Below are 20,161 nucleotides of genomic sequence, written 5' to 3'. Positions count from 1 at the left end.
GCACCACGGAAAGGATCAGGTTTGCCGCCAACGGACCACTTCCGGTCCAGGAGACAGACCCATGATCGACAATCGCTTCGCCCCCTACGGTGCCTTTGCCCTGCGTGCCGGCCTCGGCATCATGTTCATCGCCCATGCCTACCTGAAGATCGCCGTGTTCACGGTGCCGGGCTTCGCCGGCTTCCTTGGCCAGGTCGGCTTCCCCGGCTTCCTCGCCTGGCCGATCATCCTCGCCGAGCTCATTGGCGGCCTCGCCATCCTGACCGGCTTCTACGCTCGTATCGTCTCGGTTGCCCTGCTGCCGGTCCTGCTCGGCGCCCTGCTCGTCCACGCCCCGAACGGCTGGGTGTTCAATGCCCCGAACGGCGGCTGGGAGTATCCCGCGTTCCTCGCCCTCGCGGCGGTGGTCCACGTCCTGATCGGTGACGGCGCCTTCGCCGTGAAGCCGGTCGCCTTCCCGGCCAGCCCTGCCGCCTCGCTGCGCCCGCGGCTCGGCTGACCTGACAACGCCTCAACTTAGCGGCCGCGTCTCACCCGCGGCCGCTCCGACCGACCAACAGACATGGTGGCTCATCGTGGTTGATCCGTACAAGAACCTGGCCTGGGACGACTTTCGCCTGATCAAGGCCATCGCCGATGTGCGCAGCCTGCCCGCTGCCGCCGCACTTCTTGGCATCAACCACTCCACCGTCTTCCGCCGCCTCGCCCAGATCGAGGAGGCGCTCGGGGCCAAGCTCTTCGAGCGCCACCGCAGCGGCTACACCCTCACCACGGTCGGCGAGGAGATGGTCGCCCTGGCGCAGCGGGTGGACGACGACATCACCGCCTTTACGCGCAAGATGGCCGGACGGGAGCTGGCGCCGGCGGGCGAGCTGCGCGTGACCACCAACGACTCGCTGCTGATCCACCTGCTCACACCCCTGTTCGTGAAATTCCGGAAGCAATGCCACGACGTGCGCCTCGACGTGGTGCTGGCCAACCAGGAGCTGAACCTGTCGAAGCGCGATGCCGACGTGGCCATCCGCGCCACCGACAGCCCACCCGAGAACCTGGTTGGGCGGCGGGTTGCCAGCATCGCCTGGGCTCTCTACGGCCGCGCCGACCAAGTTCCAGACCCGGGCGGCGTTGACCCGGAGAGCCTCTTCGAGCGCGACTGGGTGTCCCTCGGGGAGAACCTGGCGACGCTCAAGGCGGTGAAGTTCGTCCAGGAGCACGTGCCGCCGGAGCGGATCGGCTACAGGGTCAATACGGTCCTCGGTTTGGCCGAGGCGGTCGAGCAGGGTCTCGGCATCGGCCACCTGCCCTGCTTCATCGCCGACCGTCGGCCCGGACTGGTCCGGCTCGGCCCGCCCGTTCCCGAGTTCGCAGCGGATCTCTGGCTCCTCACCCATCCCGATCTCCGCCACTCGCCCCGCGTCAGGGTGTTCCTCGACTTCCTGGCGGCGGAGGTCGCCAAGCAGCGCAAGTTCATCGAAGGCGTGGCGGCGGATCCCCATGCCTCCACCGGAAGCGTTGCAACAGATGTTCCGGTTGATGCCTCGCCCTAGGGGAAGGCCATCCATTGTTCTGGCGCAATATGGGATTGCGCCAGAACAATGGAATCCACCTACCGGTCCGGTTTTTGCGGATTAACGTCGCTCTAGTTCAGCCGGATCGACAACACGGAGACTGATGGATGGCGAAAGTTCTTGTGCTCTACTACTCGTCCTACGGCCACATGGAGCAGATGGCCCACGCCGCCGCGGAAGGCGTGCGTCAGGCCGGCGGGAGGCGGTGGTGAAGCGGGTGCCGGAACTCGTGCCCGAGGAGATCGCCCGCAACGCGCATTTCAAGCTCGACCAGCCGGCGCCCATCGCGACCGTGGCCGAACTCCCCACCTATGACGCCATCATTCTCGGCGTGCCGACCCGCTACGGCCGCATGGCCTCGCAGATGGCGAACTTCTGGGATCAGGCCGGCAGCGTCTGGGCGCAGGGCCAGCTCACCGGCAAGGTCGGCAGCGTGATGTCCTCCACCGCCACCCAGCACGGCGGGCAGGAGATGACCCTGTTCTCCGGCATCACCAACCTGATGCACTTCGGCATGATCATCGTCGGGCTGCCCTATGCGTACCAGGGCCCAGATGACCCTCGATGAGATCGTCGGCGGCTCGCCCTACGGCGCCACCACCATCGCGGGTGGGCAGGGGCAGCGCCAGCCGTCGCAGAACGAGCTCGACGCCGCCCGCTTCCAGGGCAGGCTGGTGGCGGAGACGGCCGCCAAGTTGACTGGACAGGTGTAAGACTGCGGCGCGGACGGACTCAGTTCCGCCGCGCCTGCACGACGATGTTCAATGACGGACTTGGACCACGGAGTACCGGCCGCCGTCCGGCAGGGCGTCCGGCCACAGCGTTACCACACCCAACCTGGAGGAAGCCCCATGGCAACGAACGCAAAGCCTGTTCCCGGCAAGACCCTTGTGTCCCCTCAGGACCACACCCTGATCATGATCGACCACCAGTCGCAGATGGCGTTCGCGACCAAGTCGATAGACGCCGTGACCTTGCGCAACAACGCGGCCATGGTCGCGGAGGCGGCGGCCGGCTTCAAGGTCTCGACCATCCTCACGACAGTGGCGGAAAAGACCTTCTCCGGCCCGATCTTCGACGAGATCAAGAGCGCCTTTCCGGTCGCGGACGTGATCGACCGCACCAGCATGAACACCTGGGAGGACGGCCGCGTCACCGACCGGGTGAACCAGATCGGCAAGAACCGGCTGGTCTTCGCCGGGCTGTGGACCTCGGTCTGCATCGTCGGGCCAACCCTGTCCGCCCTCGACCAGGGCTTCGAGGTCTACGTGATCGCCGACGCCTGCGGCGACGTCACCGACGAGGCGCACGACCGTGCCATGGACCGGATGGTACAGGCTGGCGTGCGGCCCATGACGTCCCTGCAATACCTGCTGGAACTCCAGCGCGACTGGGCCCGCACCGAGACCTACGACCTCACCACCGGCATCGCCAAGCGGCATGGCGGCGGCTATGGCCTCGGCATCATCTATGCCAAGAGCATGTTCGGCGGGCAGGAAAACGCCGAGGTGAGCGGCCACGGGCTGGCCACGGACGCTGCCGCGGCCGAGTGAACCCAGCGTCTGAGCGTCCGGCAGGCCGCGATCCTTTTTCAGGCCTGCCGCTGCCTTCGGCGACGTTCAGCGATGTCGAACAGTGTGTTCGCGGCAAGGGTGATTATCTCCGAACCGCGGACGGTTACCCTCCCTCGACCAGCCCCCGTGAGGTCCAGCGTCCTCCCGACGGGCTCTTCACTGCAAGGGAGTTCAACATGGTTCACAATCCCAACCGGCGCACGGTCGTCGCGGGACTCGGCAGCTTCGCCGCCGGGTTCGGGCTGCGCCCGCATGGCGCGGAGGCGCAGTCCATGAACACCACCCCCGACCTCATCCTGTTCAACGGCAAGATCACCACCCTCGACCGGCAGAACCCGCAGGCCGACGCCGTCGCCATGCGTGACGGCCGCTTCGTCGCCGTCGGCACGGAGCGGGACGTCATGGCGCTCACCGGCCCCGGCACCAAGCGCGTCGACCTGAAGGGCCGCCGCGTCATCCCGGGCCTGATCGACAGCCACACGCACATCATCCGTGGCGGCCTGAACTACAACATGGAGCTGCGCTGGGACGGCGTGCGCTCGCTCGCGGACGCCATGCGCATGCTCAAGCAGCAGGTCGACCGCACGCCGGCGCCACAGTGGGTGCGGGTGGTGGGGGGCTTCACCGAGCACCAGTTCGCCGAGAAGCGCCTGCCGACCCTCGACGAGATTAACGCCGTCGCCCCCGACACGCCGGTCTTCATCCTTCACCTGTATGATCGCGCCCTGCTGAACGGCGCCGCCTTGCGGGCGGTCGGCTACACCAAGGACACACCGAACCCGCCCGGCGGCGAGATCCAGCGCGACGCCCAAGGCAATCCGAACGGGCTCCTGCTCGCCAAGCCCAACGCCAACATCCTGTACGCGACCCTCGCCAAAGGCCCCAAGCTCCCGCCCGAGTACCAGAAGAACTCGACCCGCCACTTCATGCGCGAGAGCAACCGGCTCGGCATCACCGGCGTCATCGATGCCGGCGGCGGCTTCCAGAACTATCCGGATGATTACCGCATCGTCGAGGAGCTGCACAACGAAGGGCAGATGACGGTGCGCATCGCCTACAACCTGTTCACCCAGAAGCCGAAGGAGGAGCTCAACGACTTCCAGACCTGGGCCAACCAGGTGAAGCCGGGCCAGGGCGACGACCTCTACCGCCACAACGGCGCCGGCGAGATGCTGGTCTACACCGCCGCCGACTTCGAAGACTTCCGCGTCGAGCGCCCGGACATGCCGCGTTCGATGGAGAACGACATGGAGCCGGTGGTGCGCCTGCTGGCCGAGAACCGCTGGCCGTGGCGGCTGCACGCCACCTACAACGAGACCATCACGCGGGCGCTTGACGTGTTCGAGAAGGTGAACAAGGACGTGCCCTTCAACGGACTGCACTGGTTCATCGACCACGCCGAGACCATCGACGACCGCAACATCGACCGCATCGCCGCATTGGGCGGTGGCATCGCGGTGCAGCACCGCATGGCCTACCAGGGCGAGTACTTCGTCGAGCGCTACGGCGCCAAGGCGGCCGAGCGCACGCCGCCCATCAAGCGCATGATGGAGGCGGGCGTGCCGGTCGGCGCCGGCACGGATGCCACCCGCGTCGCCTCCTACAATCCCTGGGTGTCGCTGTCCTGGCTGGTCACGGGCAAGACCCTGGGTGGCCTGACCCTGTACCCGAGCGCCAACCGGCTCGACCGCGAGACGGCCCTGCGGCTGTGGACCGAGGCCAACACCTGGTTCTCCAACGAGGCCGGCAAGAAGGGCCAGATCAAGGAGGGCCATCTCGGCGACCTGGCGGTGCTCTCCGATGACTACTTCGCGGTGCCCGAGGACGCGATCCAGGACATCACCTCGGTCCTGACCGTGCTCGGCGGCAACCCCGTCCACGGCGACGGAGACTTCAAGGACCTCGCCCCGCCGCTGCCGCCGCCGATGCCGGACTGGTCGCCGGTGCGGACCTTCGGCGGCTACCAGAAGCGGGCCGACAATGGCGAGGAGCGCAAGTACGCCTTCGCGGCCGCCAATTGCGGCTGCGCCAGCTCCTGCGGCGTCCACGGCCACGCCCATGCCGCCGCCCTGGCAGCCAACGTGCCGACCTCGGACGCCCGCTCGTTCTGGGGCTCGCTCGGCTGCTCGTGCTGGGCTTTCTGATCGGGAGGGTACCATGAGTGATATCGCCGTCCCTCGGCCGATTGCCCAGGTGCTGGCGCTGCCGGCCCTCGACTACGTCGCCCGTCTCGCCCTCGCGGCGCCGTTCCTGATCAGCGGCGTCGTGAAGCTCCTCGACTTCTCCGGAGCCATGAACGAGGTGGCCGGTCTGGGACTCGGACCGGCGGGACTGTTCGCGGCGGCGGTGATCGTCACCCAGCTCGGCGGGTCGCTCCTGTTCCTGACCCGCCGTTATTGCTGGCTCGGCGCCGGGATCCTGGCGGGCTTCACCGTCGTGGCGACCCTCCTGGCGCACCCATTCTGGGCCTTCGAGGGGCCGGACCTGGGGCGCCAGACCGCCACCTTCTTCGAGCATGTCGCCATCGTCGGCGGGCTCGCGATGGCGGCGCTGTTCGTCAACGGACGGAGTGCCCCCCAATGAGGGCGGCCGAGACCACGGCGTCCACAGGCACACCGGCTCCGCCTCCCGGCAGGTTCGCGCCGCTGCGGCATCGCCTCTTTGCGGTGATCTGGGCCGTCACCGTGCTCGGCAACATCGGCACCTTCATGCGCGATGTCGCCTCCGCCTGGCTGGTCACGGACCTCTCCCCCTCGCCGGCCGCGGTCGCGATGATCCAGGCGGCCGGCTCCCTGCCGGTCTTCCTCCTCGCCATTCCGGCGGGCGTCCTGTCCGACATCCTCGACCGGCGCCGCTTTCTGATCGGCATCCAGATCGGCCTCGCGGTGGTGAGCACCGCCCTCGCCTTTCTCGCGGGGACCGGCACGGTCTCGGTCGCGAGCCTGATTGCCCTCACCTTCCTCGGCGGCGTCGGCGCGGCGCTGGCGGCGCCGGCCTGGCAGGCCGTCGTGCCGGAACTCGTGCCCCGCTCCGACATCAAGGGGGCGGTGGCGCTCAACTCCCTCGGCATCAACATCGCCCGCTCCATCGGTCCGGCGCTCGGCGGCTTCCTGCTTGCGGGACTGGGGGCCGCCGCCGTCTACGGGATCGACGTCCTCAGCTACGTAGTGGTGATCGCCGGGCTGCTGTGGTGGCGGCGCGACCCCGGGGCCGACGAGGGCCTGCAGGAGCAGTTCGGCGGCGCCCTGCGGGCGGGGCTGCGCTATGCCCGCGCCAGCCGTGAGCTGCATCGCGTGCTCTGGCGGGCGGCGGTGTTCTTCGCCTTCGCGAGCGCCGTCTGGGCGCTCCTGCCCATCGTGGCACGCCAGAAGATCGGCGGCGGACCCGGTTTCTATGGCCTGATGCTCGGCAGCGTCGGCGCCGGAGCGATTGCCGGCGCCCTCCTGCTGCCGCGGGTTCGCGCCCGCCTCGGCCAAGATCGGCTGGTGCTGGCGGCTTCGCTGGTCACGGCCGCCGCCACCGTGCTGCTGGCCCTCACGGACTTCGAGGTGGTGGGCGTCGTCGCCGCGTTCGTCCTCGGCACCGCCTGGATCACGATGCTGACCACCCTGAACGCCACCACGCAGGGCATCCTGCCGAACTGGATCCGCGGCCGAGGCCTGGCGATCTACCTCACAGTGTTCAACGGCGCCATGGCGGCGGGCAGCTTGGGCTGGGGCTTCGTGGCCCAAGCCATCGGCACCGACGCCGCCCTGCTCGTCGCCGGCGCCGGATTGGCCGTCGTGGCCGGCCTCGCCTATCGCGCCGCCTTGCCGAGCGGCGAAGGCGACCTCACTCCCTCCCTGCACTGGCCCGAGCCGGCGCTGGCCGAACCGGTGGCGCATGACCGCGGGCCGGTGATGATCACCGTGACCTACCGCATCCGGCGGTCAGACCGGCCCGCCTTCCTGGCGGCGCTCGACCGGCTGTCGGAGGAGCGCCGCCGCGACGGCGCCTACGCCTGGGGCGTGTCCGAGGATGCCGCCGACCCTGAGCGCGTGGTCGAATGGTTCTTCGTCGAGTCCTGGGCCGAGCACCTGCGCCAGCACCGGCGTGTGTCCAAGGCCGACGCCGACATCCAGGCCGAGGCCCGCCGTTTCCATCAGGGACCTGAGGACCCGGTGGTCCAGCATTTCCTGGCGCTTGAACCGCGCCGGGCAGGAGCGCCCGCCACAGAGGAGGCCACGCCATGAAGATTGTTCTCGGATTGCTGCTGGCGCTCGGCGTCGGGGTGGTGTGCCGCCTCGTCGGGTTGCCCCTGCCGGCGCCTCTGGCGCTCACCGGAGCGCTTCTCGTCCTGGCCATGTCCGCCGGCTACGAGGTCGTCGACCGCCTCGCGTCCCACCGCCCGGCCACGCAGCGTGAGAACTGCGGCGGATCGGATGCGGGCATCGGGACCGCCCGCGATGTCTCCCGTCGAACCGTGGGGTAAGCCATGTTTCAGATCGCTTTGGGCCTCGTGATGGCGTTCGGGATCGGCGCCTTCTGCCGCTGGTTCGACATCCCGTCGCCGGCCCCGCCAAAGATTGTCGGCGCGCTCCTGGTCATCTCAATGACCGTCGGCTTTCTCCTTACCGGGCATCTCATCGGAGCGCCGTGAAACGGACAGCCATCAATTGAGCAGAGGAAGATCATGACAAACAAATCATCCCTCCTTGTTCCGTCGGACTGCGCTCTGCTGCTGATCGACCATCAGGCGGGGCTGGCGTTCGCGGTGGAGTCGACGGACCGTCAAACGCTGCTCAACAATACCGCCGCCCTGGCTCAGACCGCGGTTGTGTTTGGTCTTCCCATCATTGCCTCGACATCGGCGACGAAGGTCTACAGCGGGCCTCTGATGCCTGCGATCCAGAAGGTCATTCCGGATGTGCAGGCAATCGACCGAAGGAGCATGAATGTCTGGGAGCACGAGCCGGCTCGCGCCGCGGTCGAGGGCTCTGGTCGAAAGCGCCTGCTGGTCTCCGGTCTTCTGACGGAGGCCTGCGTCTCATTCACGGTGCTTTCGGCCTTGGCGGAGGGTTACGAGGTGTACGTGGTAGGCGACGCATGCGGAGGTCTGACCCCCACAAGCCATGATCTTGCGCTCCGTCGAATGGAATCCGCCGGAGCGCGCATGACATCCTGGGTCCAGGTCCTGCTCGAACTGCAACGGGATTGGACGCGTCACGAGACCTATGACGGCGCCCGCTCCATCGTCGAGACCTATGGCGGGGGATACGGCATCGGCCTGAGCTACGCCCGCGACATGATCAAGCCACCAAGCCCGGCCGGATCCTCGAATTGATGAGCGCCCTGGCATTGATGAGGCGGTCCGCCGAAGGTTCGGAAGCCGAAGGGGCTACGCGATGCTGTTTGTGATCCACGCACTCGACAAGCCCGGTGCGCTGAATGTTCGGCTCGCCCACTATGATGCCCACAAGGCGTTCCTGACTGATCCGAGCGCGTACGGCGTCCGCATCGTCATGTCGGGTCCCCTCACCGCGGATGACGGCACGACGATGATCGGGAGCCTATTTGTGGTCGAGTCCCCCGACCGGGCGACGGTCGAGCGCTTCAACCGGGCCGATCTCTTCCATGACGCCGGCATCTGGGAGCGGGTCACGATCACCGGATTCGTGCGCCGGCAGGGATAAGGGTGCGGCTCGGGTGCTCCGCCGGAGGCGATCACGCCCGGCGCAATGATAACGGGTCGAGGGAGGGAGGCATGCTTCGCAGGATGGACGGCACATCAGGCCCGGAGAGTTCTAAAAATCCCAGGGCTCACTCCCGGTTCGGACCCTCCGTTCCACCGTCGGCTGCGGGCGCCATTCTTCTGGCGACCGTCCTGGCAACGGTTCCGGATGCCGTCGCCCAATCCGGCGGGCAAGGCCAGCCGTCCGGGGAGCAGAGCGCTGCGGAGAGCCCGTCGGCGCCACCGAAGCTGACCAACCTCCGCTACACGGAGGACTACTCCTACCTGCGGGATCCATCCAAACGGACCGGAGCCTGGTGGGAGCCGTTCAAGTACATCCCGCTCGATGCCTCCGGGACCAGCTACCTGACCCTCGGGGCGGAACTCCGGGTCAGGGAAGAGGCCTATTGGAACTTCAACTGGGGCGAGGTCCCGGTCGACAACTATCAATGGTACCGCGTCCTGCCCTATGCCGACCTGCATCTCGGGCCGAACGTGCGCCTGTTCGGCCAGATGATCGGGGCTTGGGAGACCGGCAAGGAAACCGACGTCACCGGGGTCGACGAGACTGGGATCGAGTTTCTCCAGGGCTTCGGCGAGCTCAGGCTGCCGTTGAGCCAGGACGCCAATCTGACCCTGCGCGGGGGACGGCAGCTGCTGTCGTACGGCTCCGAGCGCCTGATCAGCCTGCGGTATGGGCCGAACGTGCTCCGCTCCTTCGACGCGGGCTTGGCGTCGGTCGAAACAGGCGCTTGGCGTGTCGACACCTTCTACGCGCGGCCGGTGCGGAACAAGGTCGACAGCTTCAACGACCGCTTCAACGAGGATCAGTCGGTGTGGTCGGTCTACGCCACCCGCGCCCTGGATGAGATCAGCCCCACGTCAGGGCTGGACCTCTACTACATCGGCTACCGCAACACCGACGCGGAGTTCAACCAGGGCAGCGGGGACGAGCTTCGGCACACGCTCGGCAGCCGGTTCTTCGGCAAGGCGCAGGGCTGGGACTGGAACTTCGAGGGGATGTTCCAGTTCGGCAGCTTCGACGGCGGCAACATCCGGGCGTGGTCGGTCGCCTCCGACACCGGTTACACCTTCGAGGATGTCACCTTCAGCCCGCGGGTCGGCCTGAGGGCGAACATCATCAGCGGCGACCGCAACCCGAACAATCCGAACCTGCAAACCTTCAACCCGCTGTTCCCGAGGGGAAAGTACTTTGGCGAAGCCGGTCTGCTCGGTCCCTACAACCTGATCGACCTCCATCCCACTCTGACCCTTCACCTCAACGATCAGTGGACGCTGTCGGGGGCCGCGGTGTTCTATTGGCGCGAAAGCCTGGGTGACGGCATCTACGACCCCGGTGGCCGACTGGTGCGGCCCTCGGACAACAGCCGGGCCCGCTACATCGGAACCCAGGCCGACCTGGTCCTCGGATGGGAACCCACGCGCTGGTTCAGTGCGGAACTGGCCTACTCTGTGTTTTCGGTAGGACCGTTCGTCGAGGACACGGGCCCGTCCAAGACGACCCACTTCGTCGGGTTCGAGACCGTCGTGAAATTCTGATCGCGCAGAGGGGAGAATGGACCACCCGAACGGCGGCACGGAGCGGAGCACGCAGCGCATCGAGGCGTTCAGCGACGGCGTCTTCGCCATCGCGATCACGCTGCTGATCCTGGATCTCAGGATCCCCGCCCGGGAAGGATCGGACGCCGCCGGCCTGCTGAGCGCGATCCTGGGGCTCTGGCCGTCCTACTTCGCCTATGTCCTCAGCTTCGCGATGATCGGCATCTACTGGGCCAACCATCACTACCTGTTCAAGCTCTTTGCCGAAACCGATCATGGCCTCAACCTGCTCAATCTCCTGCTCCTCATGTTCATCGCGTTCCTGCCGTTCCCGACCCACATCCTCGGAACGCACTGGCCGGACGAGGCGAGCCGCCCGGTGGCGGTCACGTTTTATGCAATCGGCCTGCTGCTCCCGACCGCCGCATGGCTCGCCGTCTGGCTTTATGCCTGCCATGACCGCCGGCTGGTCAGGCGCGAGTTGGATCCGGGCTTCCTGCGCAAGCTGACCCTCCAGTTCATCGGGTCGGTCGCCGTCTACGCCCTCGCCGTCGCGGTCGCGGTGATCGACCACAGGTGGGGCATGGCGCTGTGCACGGGTTTGACGCTCCTCTACCTCCTGCCGCCGAGGACGCCTGTCTATCGTCATGATGGCGAGGCCCCGGCACACGTCGCGCCCGCACCTGTCCGCCCCGGCTGGTCCAAGGAGTAGCAACATGGCACCCCCCATCGCCGACCCGAAGGATCCCCTCCCCCTGGTTCTCATCGTCCTCTCCGCCGTCACCGGCTTGGTCGACGCGGTGAGCGTCCTGGGGCTGGGACAGGTGTTCGTCGCCAACATGACAGGGAACACGGTCTTCCTGGGCTTTGCCGTCGGCGGGGCGCCGGGGTTCGAGGTCCCCCGCTACGTCATGGCGCTCCTGGCGTTCCTCGCCGGCGCCCTGGTTGGCGGATGGGTGGCCAACGCCTTCGCCCAAATGACCCGCAGGCAGTGGCTGCTGACCGTCGCGGCGGTCGAGGCCATCCTGTTCTGGGCCGCCGCGGTGGTGGCGCTCGGGTACGACCCAGAAAGCCTGTCACCGGCATCCCGGCTGTTCACGTTGATCGGCCTGACCGCCCTCGCGATGGGCCTGCGCAATGCCACCGTCCGCCGCCTGAAGGTGCCGGACCTGACGACGACCGTCCTGACGCTGACCCTGACCGGGCTTGCCGCCGACTCCTCGCTGTCGGGCGGGGAAAATCGGAACTGGCGCCGCCGCGTCGCCGCCGTGGTGGCGATCTTCGTGGGGGCCGTGATCGGCGCGGTGCTCGTCCGCATGAGCGGGCTGGTCGTCCCGCTCGTCCTCACGGGGGCCGTGGTCCTCGGCGTGACACTCGCCTATGCGGCGCATCCGGCGTCGCGGGCGAACGCCGCACAGCCCGACGGTCCATAGCGTCCGTTCCGACCGTGAACCTCATCCGAGGCGGCCCGGCGAGGAGACGGGCCTTGGATCGGAGGTTCGTCGATGGTCAGGCTTGTGCCGGGCCCGACACCTTCATCTCGGCGCCACAATCGGCGCAGGTGCCCAAGGACGGTGCCGCGATCATCTGGACGGTGTTGCAGTGCGGGCAACCCTTGAGAGCGGGTACCAGTGCCCCCTGCATCTGGCTTGCGCCCTGACGGAACGCCTCGCTGAATTGGACAGCTTGTTCGAACATGGTTGCCTCCTTCGGAGGAAGCATGATGCCGTTGACGGTGAAATTCTCCTCCCGATGGTCCGGCCCGTCAACTCACGACAGTCACTGGCCGGAGGCTTGGTCCGACCACAGATCGCTCTTCGGGGGCGGCACCGGATAGCCAATCGCCTTGCCGAACGAGGTCCTGTGACATCCGCCAATTGCGGAGCACACGACAATCAGGAGAACAAGGCGGGTCAGGTGGGACAACATGATGGGATGGGCCTCGGTGCAGTTTGGTTCCATGGCATCCGTTGTGGATGCAGGGGCGGCGGGGGTCAGGGAGTCTTGATTTCGGCCATGAAGCGGATGGTGGCCTCGATCTCGGACGGGTGCAGTCCTCGCAGTTGCCCTTCGGCGGCATGGCCTCGACACCTTGGATGGCCGATTGGGTCAGCGCGGGCAGACCTTTCTCAAGTCGAGGGGCCCAGTCGCGGGTCGACCCCGCCTTCGGAGAGCTCACCATCACGTTCGACGGGTGATGACAGGCGGCGCAATGGTCCTGGTAAAGCTGTGCGCCGGAGCGTGGCTCGGCCAAGGCTGGCACGGCGGACACAACCAAGGCCGCAAGGATGAAAGTGACACGACGCATCGATCTTCGCCCCAGGGAAACGTCAACGGCGCCACACGGCTCGTATGACGCACGCAGGAGAGAGGCGGCCACCTCCTGGGTGGCCGCCCGGGTTCGCGGGTCAGTGGCCTTCCTTGCCGCCGAACATCGCGCCGGCGTAGATGATGCCGAGGCCGTAGCCGCCGCCGTGCTCCTTGGCGATGTCCATCACGGCCGCATAGGTCGCGCCGCGTGCCCAGTCGCGCTGCAGCTCAAGCAGGTACTGCACCCAGGTGATCGGCTTGGCGCCGGCCTGGACCATGCGCTGCACGGCCATGTCGTGGGCCTCCTTCGAGACGCCGCCGGAGGCGTCGGTCACGAAGTAAACCTCGTAGCCCTGCTCCAGGGCCGAGAGCGCCGGCAGCACGCCGCAGACCTCGGTCCACAGGGCCGCCATCACAATCTTCTTCTTGCCGGTCTTCTGCACGACGTCGACGACGCGCTGGTCCTCCCAGGTGTTCATCGTGGTGCGGTCGATGGGCTTCTGGCCCTGGAACACGGCCTGGACCTCGGGGAAGATCGGGCCGCTGAACGACTTCTCGGCGACCGTGGTCAGGATCGTGGGAACGTTGAAGGCCCTAGCCGACTTGGCGAGGCCGGTCACGTTGTTCCGCAGCTCGCCGATGTCCATGGAGCGGGTGGCGAAGGCCATCTGCGGCTGGTGGTCGACGAGCACGAGAACGTGGTTGTCGGGGGTGAGCAGGCTCTTGGCCGGCGGGGCGGCTTCGGCCGGAGCGGCGATGCCGAGGCCCATCGGCAACAGAACGGCAAGGGCCTTGAGAACGCTTGAGAAACGCATGGTTTTATCTCCTTCAGAGGCTGGTCGTTGTGTGCGCCTCGTCGTTCCCAGAGATGCTTGATTTCCTCCGCTCGAACAATTCTGGTTGTTTTGAACTGTCTGTACGTTCCCATTGAACAATGGTGGTGCCATATAGGGATCCAGACCGTTTCGCCTGGAGGCATCCGTGATCCGTGACCTCATTGCCCTGAAGACGTTCGCCACCATCGCCGCGCTTGGCAGCTTCGCCCGGGCGGCCGACAAGCTCGGGATCTCGCGGGGCATGGCCAGCAAGCACATCGCCGACCTGGAGGCGGAGCTCGGGGTCAAGCTGCTCAACCGCACCACCCGCCAGCTCAGCCTGACCGAGGCGGGCCAGACCTTGAATGCGACCGCGACGACCCTGTTCGGCCTGCTGGACACGGCCGAGCAGGACATCCGGGCCTCGACCACCAGCCCCCGCGGCACCTTGCGCGTAAACGCGCCGATGTCGTTCGGTGTCCTGCATCTCGGGCGCATCGTGAGCGACTTCCTCAAGCAGTGCCCGGACGTTGAGGTCGAGCTGACGTTGGACGACCGCGTCGTGAACGTGGTCGAGGAGGGCTACGACATCGCGATCCGCATCCGCCGCCTCGACGACTCGTCGCTGATCGCGAAGCACCTGGCGCCGGCCCGCATGGTGACCTGCGCCTCGCCCGCCTACCTGGAGCGCCGGGGCGAGCCGCAGCACCCGCACGACCTCGAACACCACGATTGCCTCGTCTACGACTATCTCTCCCGGCACGGCACGTGGAGCTTCGAGCGCGACGGTGTGCGGGAGGATGTGCGCGTCGACGGCCGGCTGTGGGGCAACAACGGCGAGGTCCTGATGCAGGCCGCCGTCGAAGGCCACGGCATCACCTTGTCGCCGACCTTCATCGCCCACGAGGCGTTGCGGGCCGGCACGCTCAAGCCCGTCCTGTGCGACTGGTCGGTGGTCGAGCCAGCCTTCTTCGCCGTGATGCCGCCAGGGCGCAACAACGTGCTCAAGGTGCGGGCGTTCCTCGACCACCTGTCGAAGTCGCTCGGCCGGGATCCGTACTGGGACCGGGACCTGCCGCTGGAGCGGTTCCGGACCCAAGCGGTCTGATCGTCGTCGGGACCCATGCTGAAGGAACGAGCCATGCAACCCTTTGTCTACGAAGCCCTTCCCACCCGCGTGGTGTTCGGGTCCGGCACTGTCGGTCAGCTCCGGGCAGAGGCCGAGCGCCTCGGAGTGCGCCGGGTCCTCGTCCTGTCTACGCCCGGCCGCGGCGAGGCGCAGGCGCGTGAGATCGCAGCCCTGCTGGGGGATCTCGCCGTCGGTGTCCATGCCGGCGCCGTCATGCACACACCGGTCAATGTCACCGAGAAGGCGCTGCAGGTGGTCGAAGAACTCGGGGCCGATGCCGTCGTGGCAGTCGGAGGCGGCTCGACGACCGGGCTCGGCAAGGCCATCGCGCTGCGCACCGACCTGCCGCAGATCGTGCTCCCGACCACCTATGCCGGTTCCGAGATGACGCCGATCCTGGGCGAGACCCAGGACGGCGTGAAGACGACGCAACGGACCCCGAAGGTGCTGCCGGAGGTCGTCATCTACGACGTCGACCTCACGCTGGGACTGCCACCGGCGATTGCCGCGACGTCGGGGGTGAACGCCATGGCCCACGCGGTCGAGGCGCTGTACGCCCGGGACCGCAACCCGGTGACCTCGCTGATGGCGGAGGACGGCATCCGGAGCCTTGCTCAGGCGCTGCCGAAGATTGTCGGCGATCCGCAGGACAATGAGGCCCGGACCGATGCCCTCTACGGCGCGTGGCTGTGCGGCGCGTGCCTCGGGGCGGTCGGCATGGCCCTGCACCACAAGCTGTGTCACGTGCTCGGCGGAAGCTTCGACCTGCCACACGCCGAGACCCACACCATCGTCCTGCCGCACGCTGTCGCCTACAACGCGCCGGCCGCGCCCGAGGCCATGGAGCGCATCGCGCGGGCCTTGGGGACGTCGGACGCCGCGCAGGGCCTGTTTGCCCTGGCGGGGCGCCTGGGCGCGAAACAGGCGCTGCGGGACATCGGCATGCCGGCGGATGGGATCGGGCAGGCCGTCAAGGCTGCGGTGGCATCTCCCTATTGGAACCCCCGCCCCATCGAGGAGGTCGGGCTGCGCGATCTGCTGACCCGGGCCTGGAACGGCGATCCGCCCCGGGCGTGATACGCCTGACGGTTTTGTGATGTGCGCCCGTGCAATCCCAGGATTGCGCCGTGACAGGCAGGGTCCGGTTGTTTCGGCCGGCCCGCGAAATCATAATTCCTCGTGTCGTCAGCGGCGGTGCTGCCTGTGACGGCCCTCCAAAGTTCCTCCCGAAACTTCGGGCCGCTCCTCGGGGCGGCCCGTCTTTCAGGGGCCTCCCACGACCATCCCATGACGGAAAATGTCATGATCGCCCGCACCAATGATGTGGCGCTGCTCACCGCGCGCCTGGCCGTCGCCGCCCTCTTCCTTCCGGCCGGCATCGGCAAGCTGTTCGGCCTGTCCGGGTTCGCCGCGTCGCTCGCCGGAAAGGGCGTGCCCTTCCCGGAGCTTCTGGCTGCGCTCGGGGTCGCCGCCGAGATCATCGGCCCAATTGCCCTGGTGCTCGGCGTGTTCCCACGCCTCACGGCGTTGCTGCTGATCGCCTTCACGGTTGTCGCGACCCTGATCAGCCACAGCTTCTGGACCTTTCCCGAGGCCGCGCAGCAGGCCCAGCAGACGCAGTTCTTCAAGAACGTCGCCATCATCGGTGGCTTGCTGTTCTACTTCGTGAGCGGTCCGGGCGCCTACAGCGTACCATCGCGGTTCCTCCGACGCGCGGGCACGCCCAAGGAACCCGGCCTGCAGACGGCCCGCGGCCAGGCCTGATCAACCGGCCCGGGACTGAACACCCTGCACGTGACGCCCCCGTCCCGTGTATCCAGGTGGCCTGTCATGATCGCCCGCATCGCATCCTTCCTTCTCGGCATCGTTGCGCCCCCGGCCCTGGTCGGCTGGCTTGTGTTCCTGCACTGACTACGCCGTTCGCGGCCCGTCCGGTCGACGGCCGGATGCGGCGCGCTAGATCCAGTCCGGCAAAGCCAGCGGGAGCGCCCGATGAGTGATCATGTCTACAAGGTGGTGGAGCTCGTGGGCTCGTCGCCCACCAGCATCGAGGATGCCATCCAGACGGCCATCAAGCGGGCGGACCAGACCCTCAGGAACCTGCGCTGGTTCGAGGTCGTCCAGACCCGCGGCCATGTCGAGGACGGCGAGGTCCGCCAATATCAGGTCGTGCTCAAGGCCGGGTTCAGGCTTGTGGGCGGCGCCTGATTTCCCCGGTGGACCCGCACCGCATCATGCCTTGGGAAGCCTGATTGCGTGAGCTGCCAGACGGCGGCTTGGCCGCCGCTTTTCAGCAGCATTGCGACCGCGAGGGGCCACTCCGCGATGTTTCCTGATATCGAACAGTGTGTTCGAAACTCAGGGGATTATGTCCGGTACAAGAACCATTACCTTCCCTCCATCAGCACCACAAACGGCCCTTGGAGGGATTTCATGTCCACCGTTCTCGTCCTCAACAGCAGCGCCAGCGGCGCGGCCTCCGTGTCCCGGCAACTCGTCGAGCGCGCCGTGGCCGACCTGCGTGCGCAGGATCCCGGCCTCCGCGTCGTGACGCGTGATCTCGGCGCCAACCCGATCCCGCACCTGACCCTGGAATCCGCCACTGCCCTGCGCGGCGCCGACCCGGTGAACCAGGAACAGGCGGCCGCCCAGGCGCTGTCGAACGAACTCATCAGCGAGCTCAAGGCCGCCGACGTGATCGTGATCGGCGCGCCGATGTACAACTTCGGCATCCCGTCGACGCTCAAGGCCTGGTTCGACTACGTGCTGCGCGCCGGCCTGACCTTCCGCTACACCGAGGCCGGCCCAGAGGGGCTCGTGACGGGCAAGCGCGCCATCGTGGTGGAAAGCCGCGGCGGGCTCTACAGCGAGGGGCCGGCCCAGACCATGGACGCGCAGGAGCCGCATCTGCGCACCATGCTCGGCTTCATCGGCATCAGCGACGTCTCCTTCGTGCGGGCGGAGCGTCTGGCCTTCGGGCCGGAGATCCGCGACCAAGCCATCGATGGCGCGAAGGCCGAGATCGAGCGCCTGACCGGGACAGCCCTCGCCGTCGCGGCCTGACGCCAGGGTGCGCCAGACCGGCATCTGTTTGACAAACCAGCGTGATGGGGTGCGGGGCGCCGACGGTGCCCTGCTTCCCTCCCCACGCCGTCCCGGCCGGAACGGCGTAAACTCTGCGGGGTGGACCACATGGACCGTAACAATGACCAAGGCTCGCTGGGAGCCACCATCGCCGCCGTGATCGTGCTCGCCGGGACGGTCGGCGTGCTCTACCTCCCGCTCTTCCTCTGATAGGGCCCAGCCTCCGGGTCTGGCGCCAGGCATCTGCAAGGCAGCCATTCCAGTTATGGCGGCGCAAGCTCGAAATGCGAGCGGTCCGTGTCCTTGAACCCGTGAAAGCGGCCACCCCACCGGATTGGCGCACCCAGTTCGGCGGCGGCCTTCCTCACCGCCACGGCGATCCGGTTCTGGGTCGTCGGATCAAAGAAGACATGGCCGTCCGGGTCGAGCGGCCACAAATCGACCGCGAGGCCGAGCCGGTGTGCGCTGTCCTCGGTCTTCGACCACCCCCAGGCAACAGCCTTCCGTTGCAACTTGCCGCCACGCAATCCCGAGCCGATGACGAAGGGAAGGCCTGGATTGTCGGCCTGCGTCTTCCGCACCACGCGCGCCAGCACCGGGTGGAGGGCTTGGAGGTTGGCCTGGTGGTTTCCCACCGGGTCCGGGTTCCAGACCCGGAACATTGCCAGTTGATCCCGCCCATATTCATCTCGTGCGGGGATCTTCGCGTAGACGCCCTCCGGCCCGTGGATTGCTGGGACGGGGCGGTTGACGGCCGTTCTCGTGCCACCATTGCCGACGGGTTGAGCTACTGCGTTTGCGCCCAGGCAGACAGGCACGGCGATGAACAAGCCGAACAGGAGCGAGTGGCGGTGGCGCGTCATGGAAGCGCAACCGTGGCAACAGGATGGTACCGAACTAAGGCAGGCCGCGCCGCGCCAGATGGCACCACACGGACGCAGGCGCCGGCTGTATAGGACGAAGTGCCTACTCCTTTCGCGTCGTTGACACGGCCAAGCTGTATGTTCACTTTTCGTTCTCAGATGCTGCATCGTCCATCAACCTGAAGCGGTCCGTCGCGCGAGCGGCGGGCCGCGTCTCTGGCCAACCTGTCCGCCAGTCCGGCGGCCGGGCGCGCAGGGATTCGTGAGGTATGCGTCATGAGTGCATCATCTTCCCGGATCCTTCGGTCTCTCCTTCAGCCGTTCACAAGCCGCACGGATGGCTTCGAGCCGGCGCGAGAGCTCGGGGTCCGAGATCTGCCCGTACGCGCTCATGAACACGTCGAGGCGTTCCGCCAGGACCGGGTCCGATGCCCCAAGCAGCGGCTCTATCGCCTTGGTGACCGCCTCCGCCGCCGTGTCCGGGTTCTTGAAAGTGGCAAGGGCCGCCTTGGCCTGGGTCTCGAAGAGCTCTCGCAGCGCCTGGGCGACCGCCTCGCGATCGGCCTTGACCATGCCAGCAGCCTCGCGGGCATCGTTGATGGCGTCGAGGACGGCGCCTGGGGCCGCCGCTGCCTGCGCCTGGAGCAATGCTGCAAGTGCGGATCCGTCAGCCGGCACTCGCGCGTGGACATGTGCCAGGAAGTTCGAGCGTGGGAGCGAGTGGAGCTTCGTCGAGAGTGCGGCTGCCGCATCCGGCGCGAGCACCGACGATTTCAGAATTTTCAGAACCTCCTGGACGGTCCCAGGATCAACGTCGAGCAGGAAGGAGACCTCGGCTTCCAGCCTGATGCGCGGTGTCATCAATACCTGGCGGGCCCGCTGAAGATCCTGCTCGGGGGCGACTTCGTCCGCGACTGCGTCCCCAAAGGCATCCTCGATCTCGCGGGCATCAGCCGTCATCTTCACGCCGAGGATCGCGAACGGGTTTGACAGCAGGTCGAAGCCTAAAGGCGTTGCGGAACCGGTCATCGTCCGGCCTCCGGCTGGCTACCCATGTGGACGTCGTCGCGTCTGAGGCTGCGGGCACGCAGCCACGCATCGACCGCCTCGTTCGCGATGGCGGATGCAGAGGTCTCAAGATCGACGGCTGCCCGCTTGAGATCCTTGATGAGGGAGGATTCAAGATGAAGACGGATCTGCCGGCGTGCGCCGGCAGCATGAGAGACTGTCTGTCGTCAGAGTTTTTGAGACAGCGGGTGATGTGATCTAAGGGAGGCTCTGGCTCATCTGGGTTTCAGATTAGGCGGCCTGCATCTGGTGCTGCAAGCGGCGGGTTTGGATAGTCTGTCGTTTGATCCTTTCGCGTTCCATCAAAACGGTTTCTCCGCGCCCGAAGTAGACGTCGGCCGGTGTGAGATTGTCGAGGCTCTCGTGGTAGCGCCGGTGATTGTAATGCGTCACAAAGGCCTCGATCTGCGCCTCCAGATCACCCGGCAGGAAGTAGTTCTCCAGCAGAATGCGGTTCTTGAGCGTCTGGTGCCAGCGCTC

At 67.0% G+C, this 20,161-nt stretch carries 24 protein-coding genes and 2 pseudogenes; 19 read left to right on the top strand and 7 right to left on the bottom strand.

Translation table 11 applies throughout. The features are described 5' to 3' along the window. Positions 1–61 precede the first annotated feature (61 nt). From DRB19_RS24010 to DRB19_RS23945, 14 genes and pseudogenes are all read left to right on the top strand, one after another. Entirely contained in the window at positions 62–499 is a 438-nt protein-coding gene (locus DRB19_RS24010) for a DoxX family protein (protein WP_114188545.1), read from the top strand. Between the two features lie 76 nt (positions 500–575). Further along, on the top strand, positions 576–1,547 hold the full coding sequence (locus DRB19_RS24005) for a LysR family transcriptional regulator (protein WP_114188544.1): 972 nt from the start codon (positions 576–578) through the stop codon (positions 1,545–1,547). 128 nt (positions 1,548–1,675) lie between these two features. Further along, positions 1,676–2,281: pseudogene (gene wrbA / locus DRB19_RS24000) on the top strand (NAD(P)H:quinone oxidoreductase). 138 nt (positions 2,282–2,419) lie between these two features. Continuing rightward, the gene (locus DRB19_RS23995; protein WP_114188543.1) at positions 2,420–3,121 is read left to right on the top strand and encodes a hydrolase; all 702 of its coding nucleotides are present in this window, start codon (positions 2,420–2,422) and stop codon (positions 3,119–3,121) included. Between the two features lie 197 nt (positions 3,122–3,318). Next, positions 3,319–5,286: an amidohydrolase gene (locus DRB19_RS23990; RefSeq protein WP_114188542.1), complete on the top strand. Its 1,968-nt coding sequence runs from the start codon at positions 3,319–3,321 to the stop codon at positions 5,284–5,286. Positions 5,287–5,299: 13 nt separating this feature from the next. Continuing rightward, entirely contained in the window at positions 5,300–5,725 is a 426-nt protein-coding gene (locus DRB19_RS23985) for a DoxX family protein (protein WP_114188541.1), read from the top strand. Then, positions 5,722–7,374: an MFS transporter gene (locus tag DRB19_RS23980; RefSeq protein WP_114188540.1), complete on the top strand. Its 1,653-nt coding sequence runs from the start codon at positions 5,722–5,724 to the stop codon at positions 7,372–7,374. The genes DRB19_RS23985 and DRB19_RS23980 overlap by 4 nt, the downstream gene beginning before the upstream one ends. Next, complete coding sequence (locus tag DRB19_RS23975) at positions 7,371–7,613, top strand: DUF1427 family protein (protein ID WP_114188539.1); 243 nt, start codon at positions 7,371–7,373, stop codon at positions 7,611–7,613. The genes DRB19_RS23980 and DRB19_RS23975 overlap by 4 nt, the downstream gene beginning before the upstream one ends. 3 nt (positions 7,614–7,616) lie before the next feature. Further along, positions 7,617–7,781 carry a DUF1427 family protein gene (locus DRB19_RS23970; RefSeq protein ID WP_114188538.1) on the top strand — a complete coding sequence of 55 codons (165 nt, stop codon included), beginning with the start codon at positions 7,617–7,619 and terminating at the stop codon, positions 7,779–7,781. 33 nt (positions 7,782–7,814) lie between these two features. Further along, on the top strand, positions 7,815–8,465 hold the full coding sequence (locus tag DRB19_RS23965; RefSeq protein WP_114188537.1) for a hydrolase: 651 nt from the start codon (positions 7,815–7,817) through the stop codon (positions 8,463–8,465). Positions 8,466–8,526: 61 nt separating this feature from the next. Continuing rightward, entirely contained in the window at positions 8,527–8,814 is a 288-nt protein-coding gene (locus DRB19_RS23960; RefSeq protein ID WP_114188536.1) for a YciI family protein, read from the top strand. Positions 8,815–8,885: 71 nt separating this feature from the next. Further along, the gene (locus tag DRB19_RS23955; RefSeq protein ID WP_210207524.1) at positions 8,886–10,412 is read left to right on the top strand and encodes an alginate export family protein; all 1,527 of its coding nucleotides are present in this window, start codon (positions 8,886–8,888) and stop codon (positions 10,410–10,412) included. Between the two features lie 16 nt (positions 10,413–10,428). Continuing rightward, on the top strand, positions 10,429–11,124 hold the full coding sequence (locus DRB19_RS23950; protein ID WP_114188535.1) for a TMEM175 family protein: 696 nt from the start codon (positions 10,429–10,431) through the stop codon (positions 11,122–11,124). Between the two features lie 4 nt (positions 11,125–11,128). Then, complete coding sequence (locus DRB19_RS23945) at positions 11,129–11,845, top strand: YoaK family protein (RefSeq protein WP_114188534.1); 717 nt, start codon at positions 11,129–11,131, stop codon at positions 11,843–11,845. 76 nt (positions 11,846–11,921) lie between these two features. On the opposite strand, the gene DRB19_RS23940 is transcribed toward DRB19_RS23945, so the two are convergent. The 4 genes and pseudogenes from DRB19_RS23940 to DRB19_RS23930 all read right to left on the bottom strand — a co-directional run bounded on the left by DRB19_RS23940 (position 11,922) and on the right by DRB19_RS23930 (position 13,492). After that, positions 11,922–12,110 carry a hypothetical protein gene (locus DRB19_RS23940; protein WP_147022208.1) on the bottom strand — a complete coding sequence of 63 codons (189 nt, stop codon included), beginning with the start codon at positions 12,108–12,110 and terminating at the stop codon, positions 11,922–11,924. Positions 12,111–12,191: 81 nt separating this feature from the next. Further along, the gene (locus DRB19_RS31280) at positions 12,192–12,374 is read right to left on the bottom strand and encodes a hypothetical protein (RefSeq protein ID WP_245439787.1); all 183 of its coding nucleotides are present in this window, start codon (positions 12,372–12,374) and stop codon (positions 12,192–12,194) included. A gap of 100 nt (positions 12,375–12,474) precedes the next feature. Then, a pseudogene (locus DRB19_RS31955) lies at positions 12,475–12,720 on the bottom strand (c-type cytochrome); the annotation flags it as partial. A 100-nt stretch (positions 12,721–12,820) separates the two neighbouring features. Further along, positions 12,821–13,492 carry a hydrolase gene (locus DRB19_RS23930; RefSeq protein WP_210207525.1) on the bottom strand — a complete coding sequence of 224 codons (672 nt, stop codon included), beginning with the start codon at positions 13,490–13,492 and terminating at the stop codon, positions 12,821–12,823. A 211-nt stretch (positions 13,493–13,703) separates the two neighbouring features. On the opposite strand from DRB19_RS23930, the gene DRB19_RS23925 reads away from it, so the two are divergent. The 5 genes from DRB19_RS23925 (at position 13,704) to DRB19_RS23905 (ending at position 17,729) form a co-directional block, all read left to right on the top strand. Next, positions 13,704–14,645 carry a LysR family transcriptional regulator gene (locus DRB19_RS23925; RefSeq protein ID WP_210207523.1) on the top strand — a complete coding sequence of 314 codons (942 nt, stop codon included), beginning with the start codon at positions 13,704–13,706 and terminating at the stop codon, positions 14,643–14,645. Between the two features lie 33 nt (positions 14,646–14,678). Continuing rightward, positions 14,679–15,743, top strand: a complete 1,065-nt coding sequence (locus tag DRB19_RS23920; RefSeq protein WP_114188530.1) for a maleylacetate reductase — start codon at positions 14,679–14,681, stop codon at positions 15,741–15,743. A gap of 225 nt (positions 15,744–15,968) precedes the next feature. Further along, positions 15,969–16,430 carry a DoxX family protein gene (locus DRB19_RS23915; protein WP_114188558.1) on the top strand — a complete coding sequence of 154 codons (462 nt, stop codon included), beginning with the start codon at positions 15,969–15,971 and terminating at the stop codon, positions 16,428–16,430. Between the two features lie 228 nt (positions 16,431–16,658). Continuing rightward, the gene (locus tag DRB19_RS23910) at positions 16,659–16,874 is read left to right on the top strand and encodes a dodecin (RefSeq protein WP_114188529.1); all 216 of its coding nucleotides are present in this window, start codon (positions 16,659–16,661) and stop codon (positions 16,872–16,874) included. A 225-nt stretch (positions 16,875–17,099) separates the two neighbouring features. Beyond that, entirely contained in the window at positions 17,100–17,729 is a 630-nt protein-coding gene (locus tag DRB19_RS23905) for an FMN-dependent NADH-azoreductase (RefSeq protein ID WP_114188528.1), read from the top strand. Between the two features lie 284 nt (positions 17,730–18,013). On the opposite strand, the gene DRB19_RS23900 is transcribed toward DRB19_RS23905, so the two are convergent. The 3 genes from DRB19_RS23900 to DRB19_RS23885 form a co-directional block, all read right to left on the bottom strand. Beyond that, the gene (locus DRB19_RS23900) at positions 18,014–18,613 is read right to left on the bottom strand and encodes a M15 family metallopeptidase (RefSeq protein WP_162815832.1); all 600 of its coding nucleotides are present in this window, start codon (positions 18,611–18,613) and stop codon (positions 18,014–18,016) included. Between the two features lie 285 nt (positions 18,614–18,898). Beyond that, positions 18,899–19,642, bottom strand: a complete 744-nt coding sequence (locus tag DRB19_RS23895) for a hypothetical protein (RefSeq protein WP_114188526.1) — start codon at positions 19,640–19,642, stop codon at positions 18,899–18,901. Positions 19,643–19,912: 270 nt separating this feature from the next. Continuing rightward, positions 19,913–20,161 (bottom strand): integrase core domain-containing protein (locus tag DRB19_RS23885; RefSeq protein ID WP_210207522.1); only part of this gene is annotated, 249 nt, incomplete at its 5' end.

The sequence above is a fragment of the Microvirga aerophila genome, from assembly GCF_003332305.1.
In the GTDB taxonomy this organism is placed as follows: Bacteria; Pseudomonadota; Alphaproteobacteria; order Rhizobiales; family Beijerinckiaceae; genus Microvirga; species Microvirga aerophila.
The sequence above is the reverse complement of the archived record's forward strand: the minus strand, read 5'-3'. Positions and strand labels throughout refer to the sequence as shown.